Source organism: Streptomyces sp. NPDC042102 (genome assembly GCF_055582305.1).
The window spans coordinates 1001202-1026750 of record NZ_JBVJDL010000003.1; the positions used below are offsets into that span (position 1 = coordinate 1001202).

The window sequence follows — 25549 nt, forward strand, 5'->3', positions numbered from 1 at the left end:
GGTAAGAGATGACGGAGCAGGGCATGTCCGACCTTCGCGAGCCTGCGCGCAGGCCGTATCGCGTCGGGTACGCACCGGGTGCGTATGATTTGTTCCATATCGGACACTTGAACATCCTGCGCCACGCGCGGAGCCAGTGCGACTACCTGGTCGCCGGAGTGGTCTCCGACGAGATGGCCGAACGCGCCAAGGGCCGGCGGCCGATGATCCCGCTCGTGGAACGGCTGGAAATCGTCCGCAGCGTCAAGTACGTCGACGCGGCGTTCGTCGAGACGGTGCCCGACAAGGTGGAGACCTGGCGGCAGGTCCGCTTCGACGTGCTCTTCAAGGGCGACGACTGGCGGGGCACCCCCAAGGGCGACAAGCTGGAGAGCGACTTCGCCGCCGTCGGCGTCGACGTCGTCTACTTCCCGTACACCGTGCACACCTCGAGCACGCAGCTGCGCCGGGCGCTCGACGCTCTTGCAGAACCGATTCTTCCCGACGCCGTCACCGTCGAACGGCGCTGAGCTCGCGGAACCACTTGGCCAGGAAGGCCACCAGGAACAGGGCGGCCACCGCACCCAGGCCCGCGTACGCCCACCGGAACAGCTCCCCACCGCCCAGCAGCAGGAACACCAGGCAGAACACGCCGTAGTCCACCGGCAGCAGGGCCACCGCGCGCACCGTCGAGGGCGCGGCGGCCGGGCTGCCGGGGGCCGGCCGGGGCTTGAGCTTCTCGGTCAGCAGCCCCCCGAAGAAGGTCACGACGGCGGCGAACTGGAAGCCCAGCGGTACCAGCAGCCAGGCGTCGGACGTGGTCCCGTACGCCTCGGGGAAGCGGTGGAAGGCGATCAGGACGCAGGTGTGCAGCGCCGTGAGCTTGGCGCAGTCCACCACGTGGTCGAGCCACTCGCCGGCCGCGCTGCCCCCGCCGCGCAGCCGGGCCAGCTGTCCGTCGGCCGAGTCGAAGGCGAATCCGAGGGCGAGCGCGGCCCACACGGCCACCCCCAGCCCCCAGGACGGCGCGCGCAGGGCCACCGCGGCGACGGCGGCGAAGCTGAACGCGGCGCTGATCAGCGTCACCTGGTTCGGGGTCAGCCCCAGCGCGTGTCCGACGGCGGCCAGGTACCGGCCGGCGGGCCGGTTCACGAAGCGCGAATAGAGCGAGACCCCCTTCGCCGACTTCTGCGCCCCGCGCAGCTCCCGCAGCGCGGTCCCGACACTCGCCATCCGCTACAGCCCCCTTGATAAGTGTGATGAGCACATCATTGCAGGGCGGCGGGAGCCCGCCGCTCCGCAACCGCGCGGACGTCCGGGAGCAGCAGGACGCCGAGATTGGCGCCCGCCGTCAGCGCGGCCGCCACCAGCAGCGGCGCGGTGGTCCCGGTGACCCCGGCCAGCGGGGCGGCCAGCGCCAGACCGGCCGGCCGGGCGGCGAAGGAGATGAGGAGGTCGAAGGAGGAGACCCGGCCCAGCGCCTCCCGCGGGATCCGGCGCTGCATCTCGGTCTCCCACAGCGGACTGAGCACCCCCAGCCCGAACATGGCGCAGCCGAAGGCGGCCGCCGTCACCGGCAGCGGCAGCCGCAGCGCGAACGCGGTCAGGGCCAGCGCCTGCGCCGCCGCGCCGATCCCCACGGCGTGCAGCGGCCGCCGCACGGGCAGCCGTCCGGCCGCCCACACCCCGACGAGCATCGCGACCGTACCGGTCTGCGCGACGATCACCCAGGAGCGCTCCCCGCCCAGGCTCTCCACGGCGATCAGCGGGCCCAGCGTCAGCAGCAGACCGGCGGCGAGGTGCCACACGGCGTGCGCGGCCACGTTGGCCATGAACCACGGGTGGCGCCGCATCTCGCGCCAGCCGGCCCGCAGTTCGCCGCCGAACGGCGCGCGGGCCGCCGGGGGAGCGGTGCGCACCGGCAGCCCGCCGAGGGTGAGGGCGGACAGCGTGAACAGGGCGGCCGTCAGCAGCGAGGACCAGCCGGCCCCGACGGCCAGCGTCAGCGTGCCGGCGGCGGCCGGTCCGGCGATCTGCGCGAGACCGTTCGCCACGCCGAGCCGGGCGTTGACGCGCAGCAGCTCGTGCTCGGCGGTCACGGCGGCGACGAGGGTCCGCGCCGAGGGGGTCCCGAAGGCCACGGCGGCCCCGGTGACCGCGGCGAGCGCGGCCAGTTCGGGCACCCGTACCCCGCCGGTCAGCAGGACCGCGCCGGTGGCCGCCTGGGCCGCGGCCCGCACCAGATCGGCGGCGAGCACCACGCGCCGGGCGGGGAACCGGTCCGCGGCCACCCCCGCCACCGGCAGCAGGACCAGCATCGGCAGCAGCTCGCAGGCCAGCACGATGCCGAGGTCGGCGGCGGATCCGGTGCCGACGACGGCCAGGGTCAAGGTGGTGGGGATCAGCGCGGTGGCGAACGCGGCGAAGGAGCGGCCGGCGAGCAGCCGCCACAGGAGCGGTGTCATGAAGGCGAAGATATTTCGCCAACGAAACATTCGTCAACGAAGTACTTGGCGGCGGTGGGGCACGGTGGCACGGCACATGACCGGGCGATAATGCGGGGATGGACGAGGACTCGGTGGACCGGCACATCGCCCGCTGGCGCGGCAAGGTGCCCTTCGACGTACCCACCGAGGCCGTCATCACCCGCGTCCAGCTGCTCGCCAAGCACGTGATGCAGGCCAAGGAGCGCGCGCTGGCCGAGACCGGCCTGCAGCCCTTCGAGTTCGAGACCCTGCACCGGCTGGCCTCGCGCGGGCGGCCCTGGCGGGCCACCCCCTCCGAGCTGGCCGCCGAGCTCCTCCTCTCCCCGGCCGGGACGACCGGCCGCCTCGACACCCTGGAGAAGGCCGGCCTGGTCCGGCGGCTGCGCGACACCGACGACCGGCGGCGGGTCGACGTCGAGCTCACCGAAGAGGGCCACCGGCGCTGGTCGGCGGCCATGCTGCTGCGCGGCGCCGCCGAGACGGCCATGCTGGCGCCGTTCGACGCCGCCGAGACCGACCAGCTCGCCGCCCTGCTCAAGCGGATGCTGCTCCACGTCGAACAGGGCTGAGCCGAAGCACACCCGCTAGCCGGCCACCCGCAGCAGCAGCACCGACCGCGCCGGGACCGTGATCCGCTCCCCGCCCCGGTACCGGACCCCGGGCGCGCCCTCCTGCTCCTCCCTCGAGGTGTCCACCACCAGCTCGTACGCCGAGGCCCACGGAGCGTCCGGCAGCACCCACGGAACCGGCCGGTCCCCTGCGTGCAGCAGCGCCAGGAAGCTGTCGTCCGTCACCGCCCGGCCCCGCTCGTCGCGCCCGGGGATGTCGCGGCCGGACAGGTACAGGCCCAGCGCCGCCGCCGGCGCGTACCAGTCCCGCTCCGTCATCTCCGTGCCGTCCGGCGTGAACCACGCCAGGTCCCGCAGCCCGTCCGCCCCCTGCGGGCGCCCCGAGAAGAACGCCCGCCGCCGCAGCACCGGATGCTCCCGGCGCAGCGCCAGCAGCCGCGAGGTCAGCGTGAACAGCTCCCGCCACGAGGGCTCGGACAGCAGCGACCAGTCCACCCAGCCCGTCTCGTTGTCCTGGCAGTACGCGTTGTTGTTGCCGCCCTGGGTGCGCCCGAACTCGTCGCCCGCCACCAGCATCGGCACCCCCGTGGACAGCAGCAGCGTGGTCACCAGGTTGCGCAGCTGGCGGCGGCGCAGCGCGGCCACCCGCGGGTCCGTGCCGCCGGGCGGCTCGCCCTCCACCCCGCAGTTCCACGACCGGTTGTCGTTGGTCCCGTCCCGGTTCTCCTCCCCGTTGGCCTCGTTGTGCTTGCGCTCGTAGCTCACCAGGTCCCGCAGCGTGAACCCGTCGTGCGCGGTCACGAAGTTCACCGACGCGTACGGCCGCCGCCCGCCCCAGGCGTACAGGTCGCTGGAGCCCGACAGCCGGTACCCCAGGTCCCGTACGTCCGGCAGCGCGCCCCGCCAGAAGTCCCGCACCGCGTCCCGGTACCGGTCGTTCCACTCCGTCCACAGCGGCGGGAAGGCCCCCACCTGGTAGCCGCCCGCCCCCACGTCCCACGGCTCCGCGATCAGCTTCACCCGGCGCAGCACCGGGTCCTGCGCGATGACCGCCAGGAACGGCGAGAGCATGTCCACGTCGTGCATCGAACGGGCCAGCGCCGCCGCCAGGTCGAAGCGGAAGCCGTCCACGCCCATCTCCGTCACCCAGTACCGCAGCGAGTCCGTGATCAGGCGCAGCACGTGCGGCCGCCCGGCGTGCAGGGTGTTGCCGCAGCCCGTGTAGTCCGCGTACCGGCGCTGGTCGGACTGCAGCCGGTAATAGCCCCGGTTGTCGATCCCGCGCAGCGACAGCGTCGGGCCCAGCTCGCCCGCCTCCGCCGTGTGGTTGTAGACCACGTCCAGGATCACCTCGATCCCGGCCGCGTGCAGCGCCCGCACCATCCGCTTGAACTCGCCGACCTGCTGCCCGCCCGTCCCCGAGGAGGAGTAGGCGGCGTGCGGCGCGAAATAGCCGATGGAGTTGTAGCCCCAGTAGTTGCGCAGCCCGCGGCGCAGCAGGTGGTCCTCGTGCGCGAACTGGTGCACCGGCAGCAGCTCCACCGCCGTCACCCCCAGGGTGCGCAGGTGCTCGATCGCCGCCGGATGGGCCAGCCCCGCGTACGTGCCCCGCAGCCGGGGCGGGATCCCGGGATGCCGCATCGTGAACCCGCGCACGTGCAGCTCGTAGATGACCGAGTCCGCCCACGGCGTCTTGGGCCGTACGTCGTCGGCCCAGTCGTCGTCATCGTGGACGACCACGCCCTTCGGCACGTACGGCGCCGAGTCCCGGTCGTCGCGCACGGTGTCCGCGATGTACTGCTGCGGCCAGTCCCGCACGTGCCCGTACACCTCGGGCGGCAGCGTGAAGTCGCCGTCCACCGCCCGCGCGTACGGGTCCAGCAGCAGCTTCGCCGGGTTGTAGCGGGCCCCCGTCCACGGGTCCCAGCGCCCGTGCACCCGGAAGCCGTAGCGCCGGCCGGGCCGCACGCCGGGCACGAAGCCGTGCCAGATCTCGTGCGTCAGCTCCGTCAGCGCGCACCGCGTCTCCGACGCCGCCGAGCCCCGCTCGTCGTACAGGCACAGCTCCACCGCCTCCGCGCCCTGCGCCCACAGCGCGAAGTTCGTGCCCTCCACCCCGTCGGGCCCGCTGCGGTAGCGGGCCCCCAGCGGGTGCGAGGACCCCGGCCACACCGCCGGTCCCTGGCGGGGGACCGTACGGGCGTGCCCGTTGACGTGCGGTACGGGTGCGGCCTCACCGCTCCGTACCGCTTCCACGACGGTTTCCACCGCCTCCTGCTCGGCTGCGCTCGACACCTGCCCGCCTCCACGGCTTTCTCCAGGCCCGGCGGGGGAGGGATGTGCGGCCCCCGGGCGTCCCGGCCCCGGGCCCGCCCCCGTCTGGTCCTTCCCACTGTTCTGCCCGGAACCTGGGCCGCACTCACGTTTCCCCTGGAGGGGCGCTGTCGTTGGACGGGCGTGAGACTTGTGATGTCGAGGCGGGCGGCGGGGCGGCGGCGTGCCGCCCTGGCCGCGGTGGCGGCGTGGGCGGGCCTGCTGGGCGGCCTGTCGGGGTGCACGGGGGACGGCCGGTCCCCCGTCGAGATCCAGCTGCCCGGCAAACCCCGCTCCCCGGAGGAGGCCATCCGGATCAGCCCCGAGGACAACGCCAAGGGCGTGCCGGCCGAGGGCCCGCTGAGCGTGTCGGTGCCCGAGGGCCGGCTGGAGCGGGTGAAGGTCACCAAGGTGGAGGACGCGCAAGCGGAGGAGGTGCCCGGCGCCGTCGCCGAGGACGGCCTCAGCTGGAGTCCTGACCCGGAGTACGGAAAGCTGGCGCTCGCCGCCAAGTACACGGTCGACGCGGTCGCCGTCGACGGGCACGACCGGCGCCAGGCCCGGCACACCACCTTCACCACCTTCGTGCCCGAGGAGCGCTTCATCGGCTACTTCAAGCCCGAGAACCGCTCCACCGTCGGCACCGGAATGATCATCTCGTTCCGGTTCAACCGCTCCATCGAGCAGCGCGCCGCCGTCGAACGCGCCATCACCATCACCGCCGAGCCGAAGGTCGAGGTCGCGGGCCACTGGTTCGGCGACGACCGCCTCGACTTCCGGCCCAAGGAGTACTGGAAGCCGGGCACCGAGGTCACCATCGACATGAAGCTGCGCGACGTCGAGGGCGCCCGCGGCTCCTACGGCATCCAGAGCAAGAAGGTCCGCTTCACCGTCGGCCGGCACCAGGTCTCCACCGTCGACGCCGCCGCCCACACCATGGAGGTCCGGCGGGGCGGCGAGCTGCTCTCGACCCTCCCCGTGACCGCGGGCGCGCCGAAGACGACGACGTACAACGGCAAGATGGTGGTCATGGAGATGTTCGACGTGACCCGGATGAACGGGGCCACCGTCGGCTTCAAGAACGACGCGGGCAAGGGCGAGTACGACATCCCCGACGTCCCGCACGCCATGCGGCTGACCGCCTCCGGGACCTTCCTGCACGGCAATTACTGGGCCGCCCCCGCCACCTTCGGCTCCGAGAACGTCAGCCACGGCTGCGTGGGCCTGCGCGACGACAAGGGCGGCGGCTCGGACACCCCGGCCGGCTGGTTCTTCGACCGCACCCTCGTCGGCGACGTCGTGGAGGTGGTGAACTCGCAGGACAAGACGGTCGCCGCGAACAACGGACTGGGCGGCTGGAACCTGTCCTGGGTGGACTGGATCGCCGGCTCCGCGCTCACGTGAGGGTGATCGGTGTGATCGGAATGCCGTAGTACGGGGTGCGCCTCGCGCACTTGCGTACGACGCTCCCGCCAGCCTGTCGGAGCACCACTGGCAGGCGACGGACGGAGTGTCATGACAGCAAGGACGGCCGTGAGGACCAGGCGCACCCGCCTGGGTCTCGGCCTCGCGGCGACGGCGGCGGTGCTGGTGTCCGCCGTGCCCGCGGACGCGGCGGACACCGCTCCCGCGTGGGCCGCCGCGGTACGCGCCCCGCTCCCGGGCGGGCTCGGCCCGTGCGTGGGACCCGAGTGCCCGGACAGCTACGAGGACGTCCACACCGGACCGGCCCTCGGCCGGGACGCGGGGATCAACATCTTCGTCGGCGGCGACTTCCAGGTCCGCGAGCGCGCCGCCGAGGCCGAGGGCCGGGTCGTCGTCCTCGGCTCCTTCGACCAGGACAAGGCGGACGGGTTCTCCCGCGTCTACAACGTCGGCATCGTCGGCGCCGGTTCCCAGGTGCAGCCGCCGCTGCGGTCCGACTTCCTGACCACCGGCGGCGCTCTCGCCGTCGCGGACGGCGAGACCCTGATCGCCGACGGCGGCGTCGTCCGGCACGCCGGGCCGCGTACCGGCACCGGCGCCGTCAGTGCCACGCGGGTGGTCCAGGACCCCGCCGCGGCCGCCCCGTACGCGCACCTGCGCGCCGAGCTCGCCACGGCCAGCCAGTGCTACGCCCGCTCCGAGGGGGCGCCGCGGCCCGCCACCGGCACGGTCACCCAGAACCGCTTCGAGACCCTCTTCACCGGTGACGGCCGCTCGCCGCTCCAGGTCTTCAACCTCGACGCCGACATCGCCGCCCCCGGCCGCGTCGCCCAGGGCATCCGGTTCGCGAGCATTCCGCCGAACGCCACGATCCTGGTCAACGTCCTGGGCGCCGACCGGGCGGTGGTCACCTTCAGCGGCGAGCAGACCTACCGGCAGCGGCTGCTGTGGAACTTCCCCGACGCCACCACCGTGGGCCTGCACGGCAGCGGCCAGCTCCAGGGTGCCGTCCTGGTCGGCAACCCGGCCTCGCAGACCACGGTCACCCTGCCGGGCTTCAACGGCCGGTTCTTCAGCACCGGCTCGCTCACCCACACCAGCACCGCCACCGGGGGCGGCGGCCAGGAGTTCCACGCCTACCCCTTCACCGGCGACCTGCCCGCGTGCGGAGCGGTCCCGGTGACCGGTGAGGTCGCGGTCCGCAAGGTCGACGGGCAGGGCAACCGGCTGGCGGGCGCGGTCTTCGAGCTGTGGCACGAGACCAACCGCGTCGACGGGCTCCAGGTGACGGGGGACGCGCCCGACACCAAGGTGGGCGGCGACTGCACGACCGCGCTGCCCGCGGGCATCTGCGGCCGCGCGGTCGAGCCGGGCACGTACTACTGGCGGGAGATCACCCCGCCGCCGGGGTACGCCCTGCCCGCGAACCCGGTGGCCGGTCCGCTGGTGCTGACGGCCGAGAACGCGGCCCAGGGCGTGCTGGTGCGGGCCGTGAACACCCCGGTGCGCGGCGAGGTCCGGGTCCTGAAGACCGACGGGGCCGGCGGCACCCCGCTGGCGGGTGCGGTCTTCGAGCTGTGGCGCGAGACCAACCGCGTCGGGGGGCTCCAGGTGGCGGGGGACGCGCCCGACACCAGGGTGGGTGACACCTGCACGACCGAGCTGCCCGCGGGCACCTGCGCGCGCACGGTCGAGCCGGGCACGTACTACTGGCGGGAGGTCACACCCCCGCCCGGCTTCCAGCTGCCGGTGAACCCCGTGTTCGGGCCGCTCACGCTGACCGCCGCCAACGCCGGACAGGGGGTGGGGATCACGGCCGTGAACCGCCCGGTGCCGCCGCCGGTGCCCGGTAGCGTCTCCGTACGCAAGACCAGCCCCGACGGCGCCCCGCTGGCGGGCGCGGTCTTCGAGCTGTGGCGGGAGACCAACGGGAACACCACGCTGGAGACCGGGGGCGACACCCCCGACACCAAGGTGGGCGACGACTGCGTCACCTCGCTGCCGGCGGCCACGTGCGCGCGTACCGTCGAGCCGGGCACGTACTACTGGCGGGAGATCACCCCGCCGCCGGGGTACGTCCTGCCCGCGAACCCGGTGGCCGGTCCGCTGGTGCTGACCGCCGAGAACGCGGCCCAGGGCGTCTCGGTGGGCGCCGTCAACACCCGCTTCCACGGGAAGATCGTCGTGGTCAAGAAGGACCCGAAGGAGAAGCGCCCGCTGCGCGGCACGGTGTTCGAGCTGTGGCGGGAGACCAACCGCGTCCGGGGCCTGCAGACCGCCGGCAGCAACCCCGACGAGCGGATCGGGCCCGAGTGCGAGACCAACCGGCACGGGGTCTGCGAGTTCTGGAACCTGGCCGAGGGCTGGTACTACCTGCGCGAGACGGAGGCCCCCGAAGGGTACGTCCTGCCGGAGGAGCCGGTGACCGGACCGCTCCAGCTGGACGGCCGCACCCCGGACCACGAGCGGGTGGTGGAGGTCTACAACAAGCGGGCCGAGGGCGGCCGCGACGAGCACGGTGAGCACGGCGACCACCCCGCGCTGCCGTACCTGCCGGGCATGGGGCCGGACGCGAAGGCGCACGCCAAGCCGCAGGCCAAGCCGCAGGGCGAGCCGCCCGGTACGGCGCCCCGCAAGGCGCCCGCCAAGGCCGCCAAGGCCGCGAAGGCCGCGAAGGCCGCGAAGGCCGCCCGGAAGGCCCCCGCCAAGGCGGGTGCCAAGCGGCCCGGCAAGGGCTCCGGAAAGGGTTCCGGCAAGGGTTCCGGCAGGCGCGCACACGCCTGATTCCGCCCGGTTTTGACGCATCGCCGGTGCGCCGGTGCGGTGAACCCCGCCGTGCCGGCGCACGGCGCTGCGACCACTTGGGACGGAATGGTGACATGACCGTTTCTCTTCGTGATCCCCCCATGTGATTACCTGTCGTCATGCGCGCGGTCTGTATGCGCGCGGGGGACATGGGGAGAAGAGCGTGAAGGTGCAGCCTCACGGACGCATCCGTACCGGCCTGTCGGCACTGCTGCTGGGGGCGGCGCTGCTGGTCACCACCGCATGCAGCGGTGGCGCCGCCGGCAGTGACAGCAAGGGCGGGGGCAGCGGTGCGAGCGGCGCCGCCCGCACCGGCAACGAGGCCTCGCAGGCCGTCGTGAGCATCAAGCCGGACGACGGCGCCAAGGAAGTGGAGACCAGCGGCGTCCTGAAGATATCCAGCACGGGGGGCAAGCTCACCACCGTGACCGTGGCCGACACCAAGGGCAACGCCGTCGAGGGCAAGCTGGCCGCCGACGGCAGCAGCTGGGAGCCCGTCCGCCACCTCGGTGCCGCCACGGAGTACAAGGTGCACGCCGTCGCCAAGGACGGCGCCGGCCGGGAGTCGGCCAAGGACATCACCTTCACGACGCTCACCCCGAAGAACACCTTCGTCGGCCACTACCAGCCCGAGGACGGCGCGACCGTCGGCGTGGGCATGCCGGTCTCGATCAACTTCAGCCGCGGCATCACCAACCCCGAGGCCGTCGAGAAGGCCATCCAGGTCACGGCCGAGCCGCCCGTGCAGATCGAGGGCCACTGGTTCGGCAACGACCGCCTGGACTTCCGCCCCGAGAACTACTGGGCCCCGAACACCAAGGTGACGGTCAAGCTGGGCCTCGACGGCGTCGAGGGCCGGCCCGGCGTCTACGGCAAGCAGACCCGTACCTTCACGTTCAACATCGGGCGCTCGCAGGTCGCCACGGTCGACGCGAGCAGCCACCAGATGGAGGTCGTCCGGGACGGCCAGGTCATCAAGAACGTCCCGATCACCGCGGGCGCCCCGGCGACGACCACGTACAACGGCCAGATGGTGATCAGCGAGAAGTACAAGGTCACCCGGATGAACGGCGCGACCGTCGGCTTCGGCGGCGAGTACGACATCTCCGACGTGCCGCACGCGATGCGCCTGTCGCAGTCGGGCACCTTCGTCCACGGCAACTACTGGGCCTCCGCGAGCACCTTCGGTTCCCAGAACGTCAGCCACGGCTGCATCGGTCTGCGCGACGTGCGCGGCGCGTACGACGACGAGGCCCCGGCGGCCTGGTTCTTCAACAACTCGATCATCGGCGACGTGGTGGTCGTGAAGAACTCCAAGGACAAGCAGATCGCCCCGGACAACGGCCTCAACGGCTGGAACATGCCCTGGGCGGAGTGGATCAAGTAGCCGGCGCGGACGGCCGCGCGTGGCCCGGTGCTGTGACCCACAGCACCGGGCCACTTCGCGTTAACCGCCGCTAACCTTCCCCGTATGACCCTCTCTCTCGAAGTCTCCGAAGGCGTCGGCACCATCCGCTTGGACCGGCCGCCCATGAACGCCCTGGACATCGCCACCCAGGACCGCCTGCGCGAGCTGGCGGTGGAGGCGACGGACCGGGCCGACGTCCGGGCGGTGATCCTCTACGGCGGCGAGAAGGTGTTCGCGGCCGGCGCGGACATCAAGGAGATGCAGGCCATGGACCACGCGGCGATGGTCGCGCGCTCCCGCGCCCTGCAGGACTCCTTCACCGCCGTGGCCCGTATCCCCAAGCCGGTCGTCGCGGCCGTCACCGGCTACGCGCTGGGCGGCGGCTGCGAGCTCGCGCTGTGCGCGGACTACCGGATCGCCGCCGAGAACGCCCGGCTCGGGCAGCCCGAGATCCTGCTCGGGCTGATCCCGGGCGCCGGCGGCACCCAGCGGCTGTCCCGGCTGATCGGGCCGTCGCGGGCCAAGGACCTCATCTTCACCGGCCGGATGGTCAAGGCCGACGAGGCGCTCGCCCTCGGCCTGGTGGACCGGGTCGTGGCCGCGGACCAGGTGTACGCCGAGGCGCACGCGTGGGCCTCGAAGCTGGCCCAGGGTCCGGCGATCGCACTGCGGGCCGCCAAGGAGTGCGTGGACGCCGGTCTGGAAGCCGACATCGACACCGGGCTCGCCATCGAACGCACCTGGTTCGCGGGCCTGTTCGCCACCGAGGACCGCGAGCGCGGGATGCGGAGCTTCGTCGAAGAGGGCCCCGGCAAGGCGAAGTTCGTCTGAGTTCACCGCCCGTCACGACCCGCGATCATCCCTGTGGGTGGATTAGCCAGGCCTTAAGACAGCCTTAAGCGCGCCGGAAGATCCACTCACGGTGATGGTCGCCCTCCGCTCCGTCACCGCAGGTCAGGCCGGGCATAGCAGCATCATGAGTGCCCGTGTCATATGCCGTGGCGGCCCGCGCGGGGCGAGGGGTGCGGGGGGTCTTTTCGCGCGGAACGGCACGTACGGGCACCCGCGCCGTCCATGATGGGTTCATGGCGGGCCTGGAAGGTGTGGAACAACCGCGGCAGCGCAGCGGCGCTGCCGCCTTACGACCGACGGCGGCTGTTGAGGACGAACAGGGCCTGAAGGCACTGGAGTTGTACGGGAACCCGGCCGAGGCGGAAGTGACGCTGCCGTCCCTGCCCGAGTCCGCGAGCACCGCGCGCCGGCTCACCCAGTGCGTGGTGGTGCGGCTCTGGGGTCTGTCGCCGCAGATCGCCGAGCACGCCGTGCTGCTCGTCTCCGAGTTGGTGGGCAACGCCGTCCGGCACACCGGCGCGCGCTCCTTCGGACTGCGGCTGCTGCGCCGGCGCGGCTGGATCCGCGTCGAGGTGCGCGATCCCTCGCGCGGGCTGCCCTGTCTGATGCCGGTCCACGAGATGGACACCACGGGGCGGGGGCTCTTCCTCGTCGACAAGCTCTCCGACCGCTGGGGCGCCGATCTGCTGCCGCGCGGCAAGACCACCTGGTTCGAGATGCGGGTGGCGGACCGCTGAAGAACGCCTGAAGCCCCCGGTCGCCGGTGTGGGGCGCTGCGAGGGCTTCATGGTGGGCCGAGGATCGAAGGGGGTGTGATCCTCGGCGTCGATGACTTCGCTCGGGTCAATGGGGAAGTCGTGGTTCCGACTATGGCAGACAACCGCTCGATCACCAAAAGTCCCGAGTCGGACATAAGTGTGTATATCGGAAGAGTTTCGCGTTGAATCCTAGGTGAGATGGGCCACCTGCCTCGCAATCCATGAATAACTATCGACCGCCGTGCGTAAATCGTTGATCGCAGAGCGGAACGATAGGTGTCCGTCCGGTGTCGACGGACGTCCCGAATTGGGTCAATCATTACCTTTCGGGCTTCCCGCCCCTTAAATGGGCAGGTGCTCAGTTATCCCGGCCGTCGCACGGCCCTTCGCGTCGGGGTCGCGGCCGCCTCCGGGCTCCTCGCCGCCGGCTGCGGCACGGCTGCCCGTACACCCCCCGCCGCGCCGGCCGCCCCGCCCCCCGGCCGCGAGCCGCCCGCGCGCGAGCCTGCGGCGGCTCCCGCGCCGCGCCGGTTCGCCGGCCTGCCGGCCCAGATCGACCACGGCCCGCGCGAGCGGCCCCGCGTCGCGCTCACGTTCCACGGCAACGGCGACCCCGCCACCGCCCGTTCGGTCCTGGCCGAGGCCGAGAAGGCCGGCGCGCACGTCACCGTCCTCGCGGTGGGCACCTGGCTGGACGCCCACCCGGACCTGGCCCGCCGGATCCTCGACGGCGGCCACGAACTGGGCAACCACACCCTGCACCACCTGGACATCAACGCGCTGCCCGAGGACGAGGCGTACGCCGAGATCACCGGCTGCGCGCAGCGCCTGAAACGGCTCACCGGATCGATCGGCTCCTGGTTCCGCCACTCCCAGGGCCAGTACGCCACCCCGCTCGTCCAGCGCCTCGCGCAGCGGGCCGGCTACCCGCACGTCCTGTCGTACGACGTGGACTCCCTCGACTTCACCTTGCCCGGCGCCGCGGCCGTCATCCGCAACGTCACCGGGACGATCCGCAGCGGATCGGTGGTGAGCCTGCACTTCGGCTACGCGGACACGGTCGACGCGATGCCGCCCCTCCTCGAAGAACTCGCGCGCCGCAACCTGCGCGCCGTGACCACCACGGAGCTGCTGACCCCATGACGACCACCCGCCTTCCCCGGAAGGCCACCGTGCTGCTCGCCGGTCTGGTCCTCGCCGCCCTGGCCGGCTGCGGGGCCGGGGACGCCTCCCGGCCCGAGGCGCTCGGATCCAAGGGCGTGGGCCGGGCCGAGAAGGCCGTGCCCGCCGCCCCGCCCGGCCTGCCCGGGATGCCGCCGCTCCTCGACCCGCACGACGTGTACGCCGCCGACCGGCCGGGCCGGCTGTCGCCGGTGGTCAAGGACTTCCCGTCCCGGGTGTACGTGCCGAACACCAACTCCAACACGGTGTCCGTCATCGACCCCGCGACGTACAAGGTCATCGACACCATCCCGGTGGGGGTGCAGCCGCAGCACGTGGTCCCGTCCTGGGACATGAAGACCCTGTGGGTCAACAACAACCGCGGGCACACGCTGACCCCCATCAACCCCGCCACCGGCGAGGCCGGCGAGGCCGTCGAGGTGCACGACCCGTACAACCTGTACTTCACGCCGAACGGCAAGTACGCGGTGGTGATGGCCTCGCTCGACCGGGAGCTGGTCTTCCGCGACCCGCACACCATGGACCGCGTCAAGACCGTCCCGGTGAGCTGCTTCGGCGTCAACCACGCGGACTTCTCCGCCGACGGCCGCTACTTCATCGTCAGCTGCGAGTTCTCCGGCGAACTCCTCAAGGTCGACACCGAGAAGATGGAGGTCGTCGGCCAGCAGAAGCTGCCGTTCGAGGGCGCGATGCCGCAGGACGTGAAGATCTCGCCCGACGGCAGGACCTTCTACGTCGCCGACATGATGGCCGACGGCATGTGGGTGCTCAGCGGCGAGAAGTTCGAGACGCCCAAGCTGCTGCCCACCGGCAAGGGCTGCCACGGGCTGTACGTCAGCCGCGACTCGCGCGAGATGTACGTCTCCAACCGCGGCGAGGGCACCGTCTCCGTCTTCGACTTCCGGCAGAACAGGCTCACCAAGAAGTGGGAGCTGCCGGACGGCGGCAGCCCCGACATGGGCGGGGTCTCGGCCGACGGCAAGGTGCTGTGGCTCTCGGGCCGTTACGACAACGAGGTCTACGCCATCGACACCACCACGGGGCAGCAGCTGGCCCGGATCCCGGTCGGCGGCGGCCCGCACGGCCTCGCGGTCTACCCGCAGCCCGGCCGCTACTCGCTGGGGCACACCGGCATCTTCCGCTGACGGCGGGCTCGGCGTGGCTCGGCGTGGCCCGGCCGCCGTGACGGACGGGGCGGTGGCGGGGGACCGGACGGGATCCCCGGAGCACCGCCCCGTGGCCGGGCGGGCGGCTACCAGGCGACCGGCAGCCGCTCCGGGAGCCGCTTGATGAAGCCCGTACGCCACACCAGGTTCTCGGCGGGAACCGCCAGGCGCAGCCCGGGCAGCCGCTCGACCAGCGCCTCCAGGGCGATCTCGGCGTGGGTCCGCCCCAGCGCCGAGGCCGGGCAGAAGTGCCGGCCGCCGCCGAAGGCGAGGTGGGCGTTGGCGCTCTCCCGCTCCAGGTCGAGCACGTCCGGGTTCTCGAAGGCCGCCGGGTCGAAGTTGGCGCCCTCCAGCAGGACCAGGACCAGCTCGCCCTCGCGCACCGTGACGTCACCGAGCTCGATGTCGGCCAGGGCGATGCGCGGCAGGCCGTCGCCCACCGACAGGTTCCACCGCAGCAGTTCGTCCACGGCCTTCCCCATGCGCTCGGGGTGGGCGCGCAGGTAGCCGATCAGCTCGGGCCGCTGGAGCAGCGCGAGCACGGCCAGCACCAGGAAGGCGGAGGTCGAGACGGCGCCGGCGCCGAAGAGCGAGACGGCGACGGTCGCGAACATGTCGTCGGTCAGGTGCGCCGACTCCGGGTCGGCCTCCTTCAGCCCGGCGAACCTCCCGAGGAGCCCCGTACGCTCCTCGGGCTCGCGTGCGAGCTGGTGGTGGAGCTGCCCGGCGAAGTAGGCCACGTCCTTGTACCAGTTGAGGGCCGAGTCGGCGAACGGTTCGCGTGCGGTCATGAACGCGACGTCCAGCCCCGACATCAGGCGCCGCCAGTCCTCGTACGGGACCCCCAGCACCTCGCAGTGCAGCGCCGCCGAGAAGGGGTCGGCGAACCCCGCCCGGAGGTCGGCCGGGGCGCCCTCGGCGACGATGGCGTCGATCAGTTCGTCCGCCCGGGCGCGCAGCTGCTCCCGCAGGCCCTTCTGGCGGGGGTTCAGCGCCTTCATGACCGCGTTGCGCAGGCCCGCGCTGTTGATGTTGCCCATGTTGTTGACGACCTCGGGCGGGATCGTCAGCGCGTACTGGCGGGGAGCGCCGGCGTCGGCCGTGTCCTTCAGGCTGAACCGCTCGTCCTCCAGCACCTGCTTGGCCAGCGCGTAGCTGCTCACCAGCCAGCCGGTGTCCCCGGTGAGGGTGCGGACCCGGGCGACCGGGGCCTTCTCGCGCAGCCAGGAGCACTCCTGGGGCAGGACGTCACCGCGGCGCGAGAGCGGGAAGTCGAGAAGCGGCTGCGGCTGTGGCTCCTGGCTCGCGGGGCTCTCAAGCTGCTCGGTACTCAACGACGTTCCTTTCGGGCCTTACGACGGCATATGCCTGGTTCCGGGTGGCGCGCAGGCCCCCGCCGCGTGCGTAGAGCACGTCGGTCAGCGGCATCTTCACGTGGTACGCGGCGACGGAGGACGGGACGTCCAGAATGCTCGGGGTGTCCACGAAGAACGGAAGTTCCGCGGCCATGTAGTCGAAACAGACCTGCAACTGTCCGTCTGTGATGGATTCACCTTCGGGCAACTTCGAGCCGACAAAGTGCAGGGCCATCTGTTCGCAGCCCTTACGGAATTCGTCGTCGGTCTCCAGGAAATGCAGCACCCGCCGGTGCAGCAACTGATAGACGGGATTCTCCGCGAACTCGGAGAGGGCCCTCACGCGGATCTCGGCCTGCGGGGGTCCGGATTCCTCGATGCCTTTGAGAATCCGTCGGCGAACCGCCTTGATCTCCTTGGTGGCGCGCTTGTCCGCGTGTTCCGGGGTATAGCCGAACGCGGCGAACATCCGGTCCACGTGGAGGTCGGCGTACACGAAGTCCACCTGCGCGAACCGGGTGGTGGCCCACTGGGCCAGGCCTGCGATGCGGTCGGCGCTGAAGTAGCTGTTTCCGGGACTCACGCCGATGAGCACATGGTCGCCGTCTTCCCAGATATGGCGGCAAGCGCGGGTGAAGGGCAGGACTTCGAATGATGTCTCAGCTGTGATCGTCACCTATGTGATCGCCCTTGGAGCCGCTTGTCCCTGGGAGCCCTGCGCTCCCGGTGTGGCGGCTGTGCCCGTACGTTATGCGGTGGCCCCGGAGCGTGACAAGTGCAGGTCCGAATTGTTGGCTGGAATTATAGCTTCCGCATTGCGGAAGGCCCTTGGAAGGGCTGCGGAAGGCATGCCGGAACGGCTCCGGCAATGAGCGGGAAGGGGAATGGAATTTCTGTCTGCCGCTCGACCGGGCCCCGAGGCCGCCGGGTGTGTCGGAGGGCCGCTACGCTGAGCCGGTCAACACGCACCAAGAAGGGGTGGACCCAGTGGCGGACATCGACAGCGCCAAGGCGACGTTCGGTCGCTTCGACAAGGACGGCGACGGCTTCGTCACCGCCGACGAGTACCGCGAGGCCATGGCCGCGATGGGCGACTTCGCCGTGACCGGCCCGGTCGCGGAGGCCGTGATAGCCGCCAAGGACAGCAACGGCGACAAGCTGCTCAGCTTCGACGAGTTCTGGGACTCCCTGAACAAGTAGGCACACCGCCCGGGAGGACGGCGGCCGGGGCAGCCCCTCAGCCGCCGTCCTCCCGGGTCATGTCCTCGACCTCGGCGAGGGCCTCTTCCAGCCACCGCAGCCAGAACGTCTCCAGCCCGGTACCGCCGTGCAGGACGAGCCGGCGCAGCCGGTCCTCGTCGGCGTCGCGCTCCGGGGGGAAGTCCTTGGCCTCGATGGCCTCGTACACCGCGAGCTGGCGCCGGTGCAGTTCCAGGTGGCGGCGCAGCTCCCGCGCGAGCCCTTGCGGCCCCACCACCGCCGCGGCCCGCATCCGCAGCAGCAGCGGATCCCGGATCGACTTGGGGTCCTGGCTCTCGCCGACCCACCGCGCCAGCTCCGCCGACCCGGCCGGCAGCACCTCGAACTCCTTCTTCTGTCCGCGCGCGGGCTGCGCGCTCGGCAGCGCCCGGATCAGCCCGGCCTCCTCCAGCCTGCCCAGCTCGCGGTAGATCTGCTGGTGCGTCGCGGACCAGAAGTACCCGATCGACTTGTCGAACCGCCGGGTCAGCTCCAGCCCGGACGACGGCTTCTCCAGCAGGGCGGTGAGGATGGCGTGCGGCAGCGACATGCCGCCATCCTAGGGATGCGCCCGGCCGCCCAGGAGTGCCGTCAGGGCCTGCGGGGTCCGCGGGCCCGGTGCGCCGGGCGCCAGCAGGCCGTGGGCGCGCAGGAACACGGTGACCGCCGGCGACCAGGCCTGGCGCAGGCCCGCGGCCGTCAGCAGCTCCGGGTCGCACAGCAGGTCGGCGGCCGGCCCCAGCCGCAGGCCCGCCGGGGTCAGGACGGCCGCGTCGTCGGCCCAGCGCACCGCGAGGTCCACGTCGTGCGTGGCCATCACCACCGTGGTGCCGGACAGCGCGCCGAGGGTGTCCAGCAGCCGCTCCTGGCCGTCCGGGTCCAGCCCGGCCGTCGGCTCGTCCAGGATCAGGACGCGCGGCCGCATCGCCACCGCCCCCGCGATCGCCGCCCGCTTGCGCTGGCCGAAGGAGAGCAGATGGGTGGGGCGGTCCCGCAGGTGCGTGATGTCCAGGGCCGCCAGGGCGGCCTCGACCCGCGCCCGGACCTCTTCCCGGGGCAGCCCCAGGTTCATCGGCCCGAACGACACGTCCTGTTCCACCGACGCCGCGAACAGCTGGTCGTCGGGGTCCTGGACCACCAGCTGCACCGACGTGCGCAGCCGCGTCAGGCCCGCCCGGTCGTAGGAGACCGGCACACCGTCCAGGGACAGCGCGCCCGACGCCGGACGCAGCCCGCCGCTCAGCAGCCGCATCAGCGTGGTCTTGCCGCTGCCGTTGCGGCCCAGCAGGGCCAGCGCCCGGCCCTCGCGCAGCGCGAGGCCGACGCCGCTGAGCACCGGCGGCCCGTCCTCGTACGCGAACCCCGCGCCCGACAGTTCCACCAACGGCGTCACAGATACAGCCCTTTCAGTACGTACGTCGTGGCCACCACCACGCTCAGCAGCGCCCCCGACGCGGCCAGGAACCGCCACGACAGGGTGGCCGGCGGCACCAGGACGCGCAGCGTCCCGTCGTACCCCCGGCCCGCCAGCCCGTCCTGGAGCCGCGCGGCGCGGTCGAAGGCCCGGACGAAGGAGGTCGCCGCCAGTCCGGCCAGCGAACGCCACACCGCCGCCCGGTGGGTGTGCCCCAGCCGGGCGGCCTGCGCCCGGCGCACCTTGGCCAGCGAGTCCAGGAGCAGGAAGGCGATCCGGTACATCACCAGCGCCACGTCCACGACCGGCGCCGGCACCCCCGCCCGTACCAGCCGCGGCAGCACGTCCGACATCGGTGTGGTGAAGGCGAACAGCAGCACGCCGAGCGAGGCCGCCGAGGTGCGCAGCAGCAACTCCGCGGCCAGCCGCGGCCCGTCCGGGGCCGGCGCGACCCAGCCCGCCGGGCCGCCCACCGCGAACAGCAGCGGCACGGCGCCCGTGCAGCAGAAGCCCAGCGGAATGCGGAAGGCCCGCCACAGCTGCCGCCGGCCCACCCCCGCCGGGCCCAGCAGCACGGCCAGGGTGGCCGCGCCCACCAGCGGGGCGCCGGGCCACGGCGGCAGGCAGACGGCCGTCACCGTCAGACCCAGCCCCAGCAGGGCCTTCTCCAACGGGTGACGGCCCCGCCAGCGGCTGCTGTGCGCGGCGGCGTCGATGGGGAGCACGGGCTCAGGACTCCGCGGACCCGGCCGCCGCGGTCACGGCGGCGCTCTCCCCGGCGCCCGCCGTCCCCGTCGTACCGGCCGCCTCCGCCGCGCCCTGGCGGCGGCCCTTGCGCAGCCCGAAGTAGTACGCGAGCACGCCCGCGCCGATCGCCGCCTGGAGGGCGAACAGCGCCGACTCGATCTCCGCGGACGGGGGTTCGTACAGCGGCGAGAACCACGGCTCGTAATCCGGCTTCAGCTCGGTGATCGCCGCCTCCGCCTGCGCGTCCGCGCCCGTGAACGGCTCCTCCTTGCCCTCGCCCAGCCCCAGCGCGAGCGGGAGCACGGCCAGCGCCGCCACCAGGAGCAGCAGCAGGGTGTTGATCTTCGCGTTCCTCGACATCAGACCGCCGCCTCCTGCTTCGACTTCGACCCGGTGAGCTTCGCGACGCCCAGCCGGATCAGGTCCGCCTTGCTGGACCGCATCAGCAGCCGCATCACCAGCACCGTCAGCAGGCCCTCGCTGACCGCCAGCGGGATCTGCGTCACCGCGAAGATCCCCCCGAACTTCGCGAGCGCGCCCGCGAAACCGGAGCCCGGGTCGGGGAACGCCAGCGCCAGCTGCACGCTGGTGACGCAGTACGTGACCAGGTCGGCGAAGAACGCGCCGAAGAAGACGGTCACCATGAGCGGGACGCCGGACCTGCGCAGCAGCCGGTAGACCGCGTACCCCGCCCACGGGCCGGCGATCGCCATCGAGAAGACGTTCGCGCCGAGCGTGGTCAGGCCGCCGTGCGCCAGCAGCAGTGCCTGGAAGAGCAGGGTGATCGTCCCGAGCACCGCCATGACCGGTGGCCGGAAGAGGATCGCGCCGAGCCCCGTCCCGGTCGGGTGCGAGCAACTGCCCGTGACGGACGGGATCTTCAGCGCGGACAGGACGAAAGTGAAGGCCCCGGACGCGCCGAGGAGCAGGGTGCTCTCCGGGTTCGCCTTCACTTCACGGGTCAGCGCGCGGACGCCGTGGACGACGAAGGGAGCGGACGCGGCGCCCCAGGCGGCCGCGTGCAAAGGGGGCAGGAACCCCTCGGCTATATGCATGAGCGGGAGACCTCTCCAGCACCTCGTGGATGGACAACGCACCCCGGCCGGTCTCCTGGCTCACGGGTACTGATGCCCTGGCTCCGCCTTCCCAGGCGGTGCGGATCATCCCGCCGCCGCCCAGTGGCTTCCCGCTGGGGGGTCCCCTGCCGCGGGCAGGGGGAGGAGCCGGACTTCCCGATCACAGTGGCGAGGGCCGCACCGGTTTTCCACCGGTTTCCCGAACACCAAGGCCTGTTGACCCTACGGCACGGACGGCACCGCGGCCAGCGCCGCCCGCAGTTGCTCGAGCAACGGCCGTGCGTTCATCCGGCGGCAGCCCTCCTGGGCCTCCTCCAGCAGGGCCCGCGCGGCGGCCGTCTCGCCCGCCGCGAGCAGCGCCCGGGCCAGCGGCGGTACGGCGAGGGCGTGCACCAGGGTCTGCCCGGAGCGCCGGCCCAGCTCGTCCGCGGCCCGCAGCTGCCGCAGCGCCTGCGCCGTGTCGCCCCGCTCCAGGGCGATCCGGCCGAGCCCGATCCGGGCCGCCGACTGCCCGGCGAGGTCGCCGGAGCCCTCCGTATGGGCCAGCACCTCCCGGAAACCGGCCGCCGCCTCCGCCAGCCGGCCGCGTACGAGCTGCGCGTCGGCGACCCAGCGCAGCATGCACATCCGGGGCCAGGCGGCGCCGCCGCGCACCGCGACGGCCAGGGCCTCGCGCAGCACGTCGAGGGCGCGGGCGCTGTCGCCCCCGGCGAGCAGCACCTGGCCGATCCCGCGCAGCGCGTGCGCGTGCCCGTACCGGTCGCCGGCCGCCTCGAAGACGGGGGCGATCCTCCGGCAGCGCTCCAGCGCCTCGGGGAGCCGGCCCTGCACCCGGTCCAGGTACGCCAGCACCCAGCCCGCGTACGCCGCCCCGTGCGCGTCCCCCAGCTCCTCGAACAGGCGCTCCCCGGCCGCGACCGTCTCGCGCGCCGGCCCCCACTCCACCCGGCAGGCCCGCAGCCGGCCCAGTCCCACCAGCATCAGGGCCTGACCGGTCCGGTCACCGGCCGCCAGCGCGGCGGCGAGCGCGCTCTCCTGCACCGTCTGCCACCCCGTCAGGTCGCTGCGCAGGTCGAAGAGGTACTCCCCGGCGGCGGCCAGCTCCCGGCAGGCGTACGGATCGACGGCGGCCGCCTGCCGTACGGTCGCCACCAGCGCCTCCCGCTCGGCCCCCAGCCAGCGCACCGGCTCCGCCCGGACCAGCGCCAGCACGCCCGGCTCGGGCTCCCACCCGGCGGCCATGCGGCCCAGGCCCGGGTAGTCCAGCCCCTGGTGGGCCCGGCGGCCCGCGCGGACCAGGGCGACCCAGCAGCCGAGCGCCCGGCGCAGCGCCGCGTCCGCCGGTCCGGGGGCGGCCAGTTCGCGGCCGAAGGCGCGGACCAGGTCGTGCAGGCGGTAGCGCAGCTGCCCGGCCTCGTCCCGCCCGGCGACCTCCAGCAGATGGGCGCCGACCAGGGCGTCCAGGGCCTCCTCGGCGCGCGCCGGGGGCCGGTCGAGGAGGGCGGCGGCGACCCAGCCGGCACAGTCCGGCGCGTCCAGCACGGCCAGCGCGCGCAGCAGGGCGCGGGCCTCGGCGGGCAGCGCCCGGTAGCTCAGCCGCAGCCCGGCCCGGACGTCGGCCCCGTGGTGCGCGAGCTCGTCCAGCCGCCCGCGCTCGTCGCGCAGCCGCGCCGCCAGGCGCGCCAGTTCGCGGTGCGGGGCGGCGGCGAGCCGGGCGGCGACCACGCGCAGGGCCAGCGGCAGCCGGCCGCACAGCGCGACCAGTTCGCGCGCCGCCCCGGTCTCCCCGGCGACCCGCCGGTGCCCCACGACCCGGCCCAGCAGACCGAGGGCGTCGGCCTCGGCCAGCACCGGCAGGGTGAGCGCGAGGCGCCGGTCCAGCCCGGTCAGCCGGTGCCGGCTGGTGACCAGCACCGCGCAGCCCGAACCGGCGGGGCCCGGCAGCAGCGCCCGTACCTGCTCCTCCCCGGCGGCGTTGTCGAGGACGACCAGCACCCGCCGGCCGGCCAGCAGGCTCCGGTAGAGCGCGGCCCGCTCCCCGGCTCCGGCGGGCACGCACGCCCCGTCCACGCCGAGCCCGCGCAGGAACCCGGCCAGCACCTCGGCGGGGTCGGCGGCCCCCTGGTCCGCCCCGCGCAGATCGACGAACAGCTGCCCGTCGGGGAAGTCCTCGCGCACGCCCCGGGCGACCTCGACCGCGAGTGCGGTCTTCCCGATCCCGGCCTGCCCGGTGACCACGCACACGCCGCCGCCGGCCGCGCGCAGGGCGGGCACCAGGGCGGCGGCCTCCACGACGCGTCCGACGAAGGCCTCGGTCGCGGGCGGCAGTTGGGCGGGCACAGGGGCGACGGGTGCCGGCGGGACGGGGGCCACGACCGCGCCGAGCGGCGCGGGCGGCGGCGGCCCGGGCGGCGGGTCCGGGGCGGGGTGCGGGGGCGGGGCGTCCGCCAGTAACGCGCCGTACAGGGCGTGGAGTTCGGGCCGCGGGTCGAGTCCCGTCGCGTCCGCGAGGCTGCGCCGGGCCCGGGTGAAGCAGTCGAGCGCCTCGCCGCGCCGGCCCGACCGGTACAGGGCCAGCATGCGCAGCTCCACCAGGCGTTCGCGCAGCGGGTGTTCGGCGGTGAGGGAGGCGAGTTCGCCGCACACCTCGGCGTGCCGGCCCAGCTCCAGGTCGGCGGCCAGGCGCCGTTCCAGACAGTCGAGCCGCTCCTCCTCCAGCCGGGCCGCGGCGGCCTCGAACAGCCGCCCGGCCAGCCCGCCCAGCGCCGGGCCCCGCCACAGCTCCAGGGCTCCGGCGAGCAGCGGCCGGGCCTCGGCCGCGGGCGCCGTCCCGGCCGCCGCCCGCAGCCGGGCGAACTCCCGTACGTCCAGCACCGCCGGGCCCGGCTCCAGGGTGAGGCCCGCCTCCGAGCGGGTCACCGTGGCACCCGTACCCGCCAGCAGCCGGCGCAGCGACGCGGCGACGTTGTGCAGCTGCTCGCGGGCCGTGGCGGGCGCGTCGTCCCACACCGCCCGTGCGAGTCCCGCCACTGGGACCGCCCGCCCGGCCTCCAGCAGCAGCGCCGCCAGCACCCGTCGGCCGCGCGGCCCGCCGAGCGGCAACGGCCGCCCGTCCAGGGTCACCTGGACCGGACCCAGCAGGGCGAAGACCAAGGGCATGGCGCACTCCGTGGCGGACGAGTGGCCGGCGGACGGGCTGCCGGTGGGCGCCGATCGTAACGTCCTTCCACGCGGCCGGCGCAGGGGTTCCTCCACACTCCTCGCCGTCGTCGCGGGGCGCCGGGCGCACGGGGGACGCGGGGGTGGCCGGGTCCCGGCCCCGCCGGCCTCCCCGGGTGGAACGGCGCCCCTTCCCACCCCGCACGGACGAGAGGACGACCCCCATGCGTACCCGCACGCGCACCGCCTCCCGGGGCGCCGCGCTGCTGACCGTCGCGCTGCTCGGCCTGGCCGGGCTGACGGCACCCGACGCCCACGCCGGCCGCGCGCCCGGCCCGGCCGCGATCACGGCACCCCCCGGCTCCTCCGGGGCCGCCGTGCCCGGCGGGCCGGCCGTCGCCGTCGCCATGGGCGACAGCTTCATCTCCGGCGAGGGCGGCCGCTGGCTCGGCAACACCGACCGGTACGCCGCCTCCCGCAACGGCACCGACCGGGCCTGGACCGGATCCGGCTACGACCCGGGCCGGGTCTACGGCGCGAGCGGCGCCGTCGGCGGCAACGACCTCGGCTTCGGCACGATCATCGGCGACTGCGCGTACGACTGGTACTTCTCCCGGCTGTGCTGGAAGAAGCAGGACGCGGTCGTCCCGCGGATCGGCGACCTGGTCAAGTCGGTGGCCACCGCCCGCGGTACGGACTTCCTCGACCTGCGGGACGCGCTCGCCGGCCACGAGGTGTGCTCGCTCGGCGTGGCACAGGTGGGGCAGGGCGGACCCGACCCGCGCCGCGCGGAATGGTTCCGCTTCCTGGACCACGCCGACACCCAGGGGACGCTGGAGGAGTCCATGCACCCCAACGCCTACGGGCAGCGGGCCATGGCGGCCTGCCTCGGCCTGGTCGGCGCGGCCGCACCCGGCCGCTACTCCTGCGCGCAGGACTGGTTCGGGAACGGGGACCCGACCATGATGCGGATCCGGCCGGCCTGACGGGAGAGAGGCCCGGGGTGTGCGACACCCCGGGCCCTCCGATGCGCGGACGGCTCAGCAGGTGTTCGGGTGCGCGACGTCGACCACGAAGCGCTCGGGGTTGTGCAGCTTGAACGTGCTGAACTGGGGCTTGGTGGCGAAGGCGGTGCCGAAGGTGACGTACCCCTCGTAGTCGCCGGTCATGGCCAGGCCCTTGAGCTTGGGCAGGTTGAGCTTGATCAGATGCGGGCCCTTGTAGACGGACTGCCCCGCGTCGTTGTGCGCGGCGGCGGGGTGCAGGCGGATCTCCAGGAAGTACTTCCCGGGCAGCGGGACCGGGTGGCCGGACCCGTCGTAGACCAGTTCGGGCACCTCGGTGACGGTGGTCTCCGGGATGGTGCCCTGGATGTCGATGACGACCCGGTCGAACGTGCAGTGCGTGCCCCAGCGCGCGTTGACCACCAGGGGGGTGGTCGAGGCCCTGGCGGCGGGTGCCGCCGAGGCCGGCACGGCGAGCGCGAGGCCGGCGGTGAGAAGGGCGCCCGTGGTCAGTGCCACGAGCTGCTGACGACGTAGACGACGATGCATGACGTCCCCCGATGGGCAGATATCGGGACAGTGGTGACATCGGGGAAGACACGTGGCGGGCCC

Annotated in this window: 23 protein-coding genes and 1 riboswitch; of the genes, 11 read left to right on the forward strand and 12 right to left on the reverse strand. The window is 73.3% G+C overall.

Annotated features, from left to right (window positions below; translation table 11 throughout):
* The first annotated feature begins 23 nt into the window (after positions 1-23).
* Positions 24-509, forward strand: coding sequence for an FAD synthase family protein (locus tag ACZ6KO_RS17860; protein WP_469304873.1), 486 nt, complete (start codon positions 24-26; stop codon positions 507-509).
* Here the strand turns inward: ACZ6KO_RS17860 and ACZ6KO_RS17865 are convergent.
* Together ACZ6KO_RS17865 and ACZ6KO_RS17870 are read right to left on the reverse strand one after the other, a co-directional pair.
* Positions 490-1212 (reverse strand): CDP-alcohol phosphatidyltransferase family protein, encoded by a 723-nt coding sequence (locus ACZ6KO_RS17865; protein WP_469304874.1) that lies wholly within the window; start codon positions 1210-1212, stop codon positions 490-492. The two genes, ACZ6KO_RS17860 and ACZ6KO_RS17865, sit on opposite strands and share 20 nt — an antisense overlap.
* A 35-nt stretch (positions 1213-1247) precedes the next feature.
* Positions 1248-2444: an MFS transporter gene (locus ACZ6KO_RS17870; RefSeq protein ID WP_469304875.1), complete on the reverse strand. Its 1197-nt coding sequence runs from the start codon at positions 2442-2444 to the stop codon at positions 1248-1250.
* A 98-nt stretch (positions 2445-2542) separates the two neighbouring features.
* On the opposite strand from ACZ6KO_RS17870, the gene ACZ6KO_RS17875 reads away from it, so the two are divergent.
* Entirely contained in the window at positions 2543-3034 is a 492-nt protein-coding gene (locus ACZ6KO_RS17875; protein WP_469304876.1) for a MarR family winged helix-turn-helix transcriptional regulator, read from the forward strand.
* A 15-nt stretch (positions 3035-3049) separates the two neighbouring features.
* Here ACZ6KO_RS17875 and glgX read toward each other — a convergent pair whose 3' ends face one another.
* A complete protein-coding gene (gene glgX / locus ACZ6KO_RS17880; RefSeq protein ID WP_469304877.1) occupies positions 3050-5329 on the reverse strand; it encodes a glycogen debranching protein GlgX in 2280 nt (759 codons plus the stop codon).
* A gap of 174 nt (positions 5330-5503) precedes the next feature.
* Between glgX and ACZ6KO_RS17885 the strand changes: the two genes are divergently transcribed.
* The 7 genes from ACZ6KO_RS17885 (at position 5504) to ACZ6KO_RS17915 (ending at position 14922) form a co-directional block, all read left to right on the forward strand.
* Positions 5504-6751 (forward strand): L,D-transpeptidase, encoded by a 1248-nt coding sequence (locus ACZ6KO_RS17885; RefSeq protein ID WP_469304878.1) that lies wholly within the window; start codon positions 5504-5506, stop codon positions 6749-6751.
* Positions 6752-6880: 129 nt separating this feature from the next.
* Positions 6881-9556: a choice-of-anchor A family protein gene (locus tag ACZ6KO_RS17890; protein ID WP_469304879.1), complete on the forward strand. Its 2676-nt coding sequence runs from the start codon at positions 6881-6883 to the stop codon at positions 9554-9556.
* A 190-nt stretch (positions 9557-9746) separates the two neighbouring features.
* A complete protein-coding gene (locus tag ACZ6KO_RS17895; protein WP_469305013.1) occupies positions 9747-10964 on the forward strand; it encodes a L,D-transpeptidase in 1218 nt (405 codons plus the stop codon).
* A gap of 84 nt (positions 10965-11048) precedes the next feature.
* Positions 11049-11816, forward strand: a complete 768-nt coding sequence (locus ACZ6KO_RS17900; RefSeq protein ID WP_469304880.1) for an enoyl-CoA hydratase/isomerase family protein — start codon at positions 11049-11051, stop codon at positions 11814-11816.
* A 254-nt stretch (positions 11817-12070) separates the two neighbouring features.
* Positions 12071-12574, forward strand: coding sequence for an ATP-binding protein (locus ACZ6KO_RS17905; RefSeq protein ID WP_401452634.1), 504 nt, complete (start codon positions 12071-12073; stop codon positions 12572-12574).
* Positions 12575-12949: 375 nt separating this feature from the next.
* On the forward strand, positions 12950-13738 hold the full coding sequence (locus ACZ6KO_RS17910) for a polysaccharide deacetylase family protein (protein WP_469304881.1): 789 nt from the start codon (positions 12950-12952) through the stop codon (positions 13736-13738).
* Positions 13735-14922 (forward strand): YncE family protein, encoded by a 1188-nt coding sequence (locus tag ACZ6KO_RS17915; protein ID WP_469304882.1) that lies wholly within the window; start codon positions 13735-13737, stop codon positions 14920-14922. Before ACZ6KO_RS17910 ends, ACZ6KO_RS17915 begins: the two co-directional genes overlap by 4 nt.
* A 107-nt stretch (positions 14923-15029) precedes the next feature.
* On the opposite strand, the gene ACZ6KO_RS17920 is transcribed toward ACZ6KO_RS17915, so the two are convergent.
* A complete protein-coding gene (locus ACZ6KO_RS17920) occupies positions 15030-16277 on the reverse strand; it encodes a cytochrome P450 (RefSeq protein WP_469304883.1) in 1248 nt (415 codons plus the stop codon).
* Positions 16258-16974, reverse strand: a complete 717-nt coding sequence (locus tag ACZ6KO_RS17925; protein WP_469304884.1) for a tRNA-dependent cyclodipeptide synthase — start codon at positions 16972-16974, stop codon at positions 16258-16260. Before ACZ6KO_RS17925 ends, ACZ6KO_RS17920 begins: the two co-directional genes overlap by 20 nt.
* A gap of 311 nt (positions 16975-17285) precedes the next feature.
* Between ACZ6KO_RS17925 and ACZ6KO_RS17930 the strand changes: the two genes are divergently transcribed.
* On the forward strand, positions 17286-17498 hold the full coding sequence (locus ACZ6KO_RS17930; RefSeq protein WP_469304885.1) for an EF-hand domain-containing protein: 213 nt from the start codon (positions 17286-17288) through the stop codon (positions 17496-17498).
* A 37-nt stretch (positions 17499-17535) separates the two neighbouring features.
* Here the strand turns inward: ACZ6KO_RS17930 and ACZ6KO_RS17935 are convergent, their stop codons facing one another.
* The 6 genes from ACZ6KO_RS17935 to ACZ6KO_RS17960 form a co-directional block, all read right to left on the reverse strand.
* Complete coding sequence (locus tag ACZ6KO_RS17935) at positions 17536-18087, reverse strand: PadR family transcriptional regulator (RefSeq protein WP_469304886.1); 552 nt, start codon at positions 18085-18087, stop codon at positions 17536-17538.
* 9 nt (positions 18088-18096) lie between these two features.
* Positions 18097-18930, reverse strand: a complete 834-nt coding sequence (locus ACZ6KO_RS17940; protein ID WP_469304887.1) for an energy-coupling factor ABC transporter ATP-binding protein — start codon at positions 18928-18930, stop codon at positions 18097-18099.
* Positions 18927-19676, reverse strand: coding sequence for a cobalt ECF transporter T component CbiQ (cbiQ, locus tag ACZ6KO_RS17945; RefSeq protein ID WP_469304888.1), 750 nt, complete (start codon positions 19674-19676; stop codon positions 18927-18929). Before cbiQ ends, ACZ6KO_RS17940 begins: the two co-directional genes overlap by 4 nt.
* 4 nt (positions 19677-19680) lie before the next feature.
* Positions 19681-20058, reverse strand: a complete 378-nt coding sequence (locus ACZ6KO_RS17950) for an energy-coupling factor ABC transporter substrate-binding protein (protein WP_469304889.1) — start codon at positions 20056-20058, stop codon at positions 19681-19683.
* Positions 20058-20753 carry an energy-coupling factor ABC transporter permease gene (locus tag ACZ6KO_RS17955; protein WP_469304890.1) on the reverse strand — a complete coding sequence of 232 codons (696 nt, stop codon included), beginning with the start codon at positions 20751-20753 and terminating at the stop codon, positions 20058-20060. The genes ACZ6KO_RS17950 and ACZ6KO_RS17955 overlap by 1 nt, the downstream gene beginning before the upstream one ends.
* Positions 20754-20781: 28 nt before the next feature.
* Positions 20782-21000: riboswitch (cobalamin riboswitch) on the reverse strand.
* On the reverse strand, positions 20997-23933 hold the full coding sequence (locus ACZ6KO_RS17960) for an AfsR/SARP family transcriptional regulator (RefSeq protein ID WP_469304891.1): 2937 nt from the start codon (positions 23931-23933) through the stop codon (positions 20997-20999). It overlaps the preceding riboswitch by 4 nt.
* A gap of 224 nt (positions 23934-24157) precedes the next feature.
* Between ACZ6KO_RS17960 and ACZ6KO_RS17965 the strand changes: the two genes are divergently transcribed.
* The gene (locus ACZ6KO_RS17965; protein WP_469304892.1) at positions 24158-24919 is read left to right on the forward strand and encodes a hypothetical protein; all 762 of its coding nucleotides are present in this window, start codon (positions 24158-24160) and stop codon (positions 24917-24919) included.
* A 54-nt stretch (positions 24920-24973) separates the two neighbouring features.
* On the opposite strand, the gene ACZ6KO_RS17970 is transcribed toward ACZ6KO_RS17965, so the two are convergent.
* Entirely contained in the window at positions 24974-25486 is a 513-nt protein-coding gene (locus ACZ6KO_RS17970) for an AMIN-like domain-containing (lipo)protein (RefSeq protein ID WP_469304893.1), read from the reverse strand.
* Between the last annotated feature and the right edge of the window lie 63 nt (positions 25487-25549).

Coding starts and splice junctions, on each gene's coding strand:
- ACZ6KO_RS17970 (WP_469304893.1), bottom strand. CDS start 25,486: ATGCATCGTCGTCTACGTCGTCAGCAGCTCGTGGCACTGACCACGGGC.
- ACZ6KO_RS17935 (WP_469304886.1), bottom strand. CDS start 18,087: ATGTCGCTGCCGCACGCCATCCTCACCGCCCTGCTGGAGAAGCCGTCG.
- ACZ6KO_RS17965 (WP_469304892.1), top strand. CDS start 24,158: ATGCGTACCCGCACGCGCACCGCCTCCCGGGGCGCCGCGCTGCTGACC.
- ACZ6KO_RS17950 (WP_469304889.1), bottom strand. CDS start 20,058: ATGTCGAGGAACGCGAAGATCAACACCCTGCTGCTGCTCCTGGTGGCG.
- ACZ6KO_RS17885 (WP_469304878.1), top strand. CDS start 5,504: ATGTCGAGGCGGGCGGCGGGGCGGCGGCGTGCCGCCCTGGCCGCGGTG.
- ACZ6KO_RS17955 (WP_469304890.1), bottom strand. CDS start 20,753: ATGCATATAGCCGAGGGGTTCCTGCCCCCTTTGCACGCGGCCGCCTGG.
- ACZ6KO_RS17960 (WP_469304891.1), bottom strand. CDS start 23,933: ATGCCCTTGGTCTTCGCCCTGCTGGGTCCGGTCCAGGTGACCCTGGAC.
- ACZ6KO_RS17865 (WP_469304874.1), bottom strand. CDS start 1,212: ATGGCGAGTGTCGGGACCGCGCTGCGGGAGCTGCGCGGGGCGCAGAAG.
- ACZ6KO_RS17860 (WP_469304873.1), top strand. CDS start 24: ATGTCCGACCTTCGCGAGCCTGCGCGCAGGCCGTATCGCGTCGGGTAC.
- ACZ6KO_RS17915 (WP_469304882.1), top strand. CDS start 13,735: ATGACGACCACCCGCCTTCCCCGGAAGGCCACCGTGCTGCTCGCCGGT.
- ACZ6KO_RS17900 (WP_469304880.1), top strand. CDS start 11,049: ATGACCCTCTCTCTCGAAGTCTCCGAAGGCGTCGGCACCATCCGCTTG.
- ACZ6KO_RS17870 (WP_469304875.1), bottom strand. CDS start 2,444: ATGACACCGCTCCTGTGGCGGCTGCTCGCCGGCCGCTCCTTCGCCGCG.
- ACZ6KO_RS17875 (WP_469304876.1), top strand. CDS start 2,543: ATGGACGAGGACTCGGTGGACCGGCACATCGCCCGCTGGCGCGGCAAG.
- ACZ6KO_RS17905 (WP_401452634.1), top strand. CDS start 12,071: ATGGCGGGCCTGGAAGGTGTGGAACAACCGCGGCAGCGCAGCGGCGCT.